At 37.5% G+C, this 2643-nt stretch carries 2 protein-coding genes; both read left to right on the top strand.

Translation table 11 applies throughout. The features are described 5' to 3' along the window. Positions 1–288: 288 nt before the first annotated feature. A complete protein-coding gene (locus RM549_RS19225) occupies positions 289–1659 on the top strand; it encodes an IS110 family RNA-guided transposase (RefSeq protein WP_311687716.1) in 1371 nt (456 codons plus the stop codon). A 32-nt stretch (positions 1660–1691) separates the two neighbouring features. Further along, positions 1692–2534, top strand: a complete 843-nt coding sequence (locus RM549_RS19220; RefSeq protein ID WP_311687715.1) for a VOC family protein — start codon at positions 1692–1694, stop codon at positions 2532–2534. Positions 2535–2643 lie beyond the last annotated feature (109 nt).

The following is a 2643-nucleotide window of genomic DNA, read 5'->3' as shown; positions in this document are numbered from 1 at the left end:
CCACACATTCCCCACATGAAGAAACTCCATTAATTTCTTTGGCTAACGGGGCGAAAAATATCACTATCCTTTATTAAATTTAAATAGACTCTTTGTGTGGCCGCTTTTTAAATTGGTGCTAGAAATAAAGCCCGAGACACATTCTGGTCGAAATGTAAAAAAGCCCCTGAATTAGTGGTTCAGGAGCTTGTTGATAATTTCAGTGGTGCCCCTTTCAGGAGAGCCCGTTCAGAATATTGTTCAAATCAAAGATACATTTCCTTAGGGTCTTTTTCTAAAATTTTAATTATGGGACGAAGAAAAGTTTCTATGGAAGTCATCAATCCCAATGCAGCCGGGATTGATATTGGTAGCCGCTCACACTATGTAGCTGTTGGGCAGTCAAAAGATGATGTGAAGGAATTTGGTGTGTATGCCGAAGAACTTACTGCACTTGGACAATGGATGAAATCAAAGGATATTACCACTGTCGCAATGGAATCTACAGGTGATTATTGGCAAAACCTTTTTACAGAGCTGGTTAAACAAGGTTTTGAAGTGGTACTTGTCAATGGGAAATTTACCAAACATGCCAAAGGAAAGAAGACAGACGTGAAGGATTGCCGGTGGATCCAGCAACTGCATACCCTGGGACTTCTTTCTGGGAGTTTTCTTCCAGATGAAACCACAGAGAAGCTGCGGACTTATTGCAGGCAGCGTGGCAACTGGGTAGATCAGGCTGCTTCCACTACTCATAAAATGCAGAAATTCCTGAAGTTTTTAAACTTTAGGCTTGATGTGGTGGTCAAGGATATTTGTGGCCTTACAGGACTTGCAATTATTGGAGATATCTGCAAAGGAAATTTAGATCCGGAAAAACTTGCAAAGCACCGGCATTACAACTGCAGAAAGTCAGAAGAAGAGATAGCCAAAGCATTGCACGGTAATAACAGGGAAGATTTCCTTTTCGGCCTAAAGCAGGAATACGAAACATACCTGTTCCTGCAAAAGAAGATCGATGAGTGTGATAAACAGATGGAAGAATTCATCAATGCAGAGCTCAAAAAATTCCCTGCCAAAAGAGCACTTAAAACCACCGAAAAGCCACACAAAAGGATCAACAAAAATGCTCCAAAAATTAAAAATCTCAACCAGGTAGCCTATCAGTATTTTGAAGGTGTGGACCTTTTAGCCATAGAAGGCTTGAGCCACGCTACAGTAGTGTCTATCATGGGTGAGATTGGGCCGGAAGGATTCAAGAAATTTGAATCTGCCAAACACTTCACCTCCTGGTTAAGGTTAGCACCGAACAACAAGATATCCGGAGGAAAGATTTTAAGCCACAGAATACCAAAAGGTAGTAACCGGCTAAAAATAGCTTTCAGGCAGGCAGCTAATTCAATAGGGAATTTAAAAGATACACATCTGTCAAATTTCTTTAGAAGAGTAGCTTTCAGAAAAGGCAGAACTGCTGCAGTCTCTGCCACAGCCAGAAAATTGGCAGTGATAATCTGGAACATGATGGTAAAAAAAGTGCCATATCTTCCTCCAACTGAATACCTATTCCTCGATCAAAAGCGAAAATTAAAGATGGTGGCGCGGCTAAAGAAAAATATAGCTAAATTGGAGCTCAAACCAGAAGATTTGGGGTTTTCACCAACCTTAGCACCAACCAATTAATTTGACGTTAGTCAGAATTTAACAAAATCAAGATGAAAAACAGAATTCCAATTTTAATATTGATGATTGCAAGTTTTATTTCGTGTAAAAATGAACCAGAGAAAAATAGAAATACCGAAAATGTTGAAACAAAAACTAAAAATGTTTCATCTGATTTACAGCTTGACCATTTCAATATTTGGGTTAAAAATCCGAAAACTGGCAAAGAACGATTAACCGAAATTGGATTTACTTCTGTTCCCGATTCACTTTCGGAAGTTCATAAAGGACAAGGAACAGCAGGGAAATATTTCAATTTTTTAAATGGCTACCTTGAGCTAATTTTTGTTTATGACGAAAACGAATTGGAGGAAAATATCAAAAAAAATAAGGATTTAGATTTTACGGAAAGAGCCAACTTTGAAAAAAATGGTGCTTTACCGTTTAGTCTTGCTCTAAAAGTAAAGGATTATGATGCGGAAAAAATTCCTTTTGAAAAAGTGAGTTATCATCAAGATTGGATGGAGGAGAATGCAAATATATATTCAGCTAAAAATTCAAAAACACATCTTCAAGAACCCTCGATTTTTGTCGTTTATCCAGAAATTGAATCCGACCGATTTGAAACAATATCAGACCTAAAAAATATTCCAGACGAATACGCATTTGCAAGGGAGTTTTATAAGCATCCAAATGGAGCGAAAAAAATCACAAATATTGTCATCACATCGACTGACTTAGATTTAGAAACAGAAACGATAAAAGCGGTTAACGGAATTCCACACTTGACTGTAAGAAATGGAAAAGAACATTTAATGGAATTATACTTTGACAATAATTTTCAGGATAAAACATTTGATTTAAGACCTGAATTACCATTGATTGTATATTTATGATAAAGGAAAACGTGTGGCAACAACTTATAAAAACAATGCTTAATTATTTCTTGAATCGAAACTCTTTGCTTGCTTGCTCAGCTGATTGTCCTGCGGACAATCACGCTCT

The sequence above is a fragment of the Autumnicola patrickiae genome (assembly GCF_031846525.1).
GTDB classification, from domain to species: domain Bacteria; phylum Bacteroidota; class Bacteroidia; order Flavobacteriales; family Flavobacteriaceae; genus Autumnicola; species Autumnicola patrickiae.
This window is presented reverse-complemented; position numbering and strand designations above follow the sequence as displayed.

Excerpts from the sequence above, each read along its gene's own strand:
- RM549_RS19220 (WP_311687715.1), top strand. The coding sequence starts at position 1,692 with ATGAAAAACAGAATTCCAATTTTAATATTGATGATTGCAAGTTTTATT.
- RM549_RS19225 (WP_311687716.1), top strand. The coding sequence starts at position 289 with ATGGGACGAAGAAAAGTTTCTATGGAAGTCATCAATCCCAATGCAGCC.